Genomic DNA, 843 nt, shown 5'->3' with positions numbered 1-843 from the left:
GCAGCGGGGCGGGCGATTGCGGTGGTCAGAGTCCGCGCGTAGTCGGCCGGGGTTTCGTAACCCAAAGCCGAATGCGGGCGTTCGGTGTTGTAGTCGGTGGCCCAGGCCGAGATCAGAACCCGGGCGTGGGCCAGGTTGCGAAACATGGTTTCATTGAGCAGTTCATCGCGCATCCGCCCGTTGAAACTCTCCACGAAGCCATTCTGCATTGGTTTTCCAGGCGCGATGTAATGCCATTCGACCCTGTTCTCGGAGCACCACCGCAGGATGGCGTTCGAGGTCAGTTCCGTCCCATTGTCCGAAACAATTATGCCAGGCTTCCCGCGCCGCTCGATCAGAGCCGAAAGTTCACGGGCAACACGCCGTCCTGAGATTGAGGTGTCCGGGATCGCCGCGAGGCATTCCCGGGTGACGTCGTCGACCACGTTGAGCACCCGAAAACGCTGGCCACTGGCGAATTGGTCATGGACGAAATCCAGCGACCAGCGAGCATTGGCACGGGCTTCGACCAAGATAGGGGCCCGTGTTCCGACCGCCTTACGCCGGGCCTTCCGTTTGCGCACCGTCAGGCCTTCCTCGCGGTAGAGCCGATAGATCCGGTTAATCCCGGACGGCTCGCCCTCGCGGCGTAGCAGCACGAAGAGCCGCCGATAGCCGAACCGTCGACGGTCGTTGGCCAGTTCGCGCAGACGGCCACGCAGCTCCGTATCCGGAGCACGCTGCGCCTGATAACGGACCATCTTACGATCCGCCCCTGCAATCCGGCACGCCCGCCGTTCCGAGAGCCCGAGCAAGGACCTCAGATGCGCGACCGCCTCGCGCTTCACGGCAGGCGCTACCACT

General features: G+C 63.5%; 1 protein-coding gene. It reads right to left on the bottom strand.

The window, feature by feature from the left end; all coding sequences use genetic code 11:
* Window positions 1-843 (bottom strand): IS3 family transposase (locus FHD68_RS18740; protein WP_139086639.1); only part of this gene is annotated, 843 nt, incomplete at both ends.

This window comes from Paracoccus marcusii (assembly GCF_006151785.1).
GTDB lineage: Bacteria > Pseudomonadota > Alphaproteobacteria > Rhodobacterales > Rhodobacteraceae > Paracoccus > Paracoccus marcusii.
The sequence above is the reverse complement of the archived record's forward strand: the minus strand, read 5'-3'. Positions and strand labels throughout refer to the sequence as shown.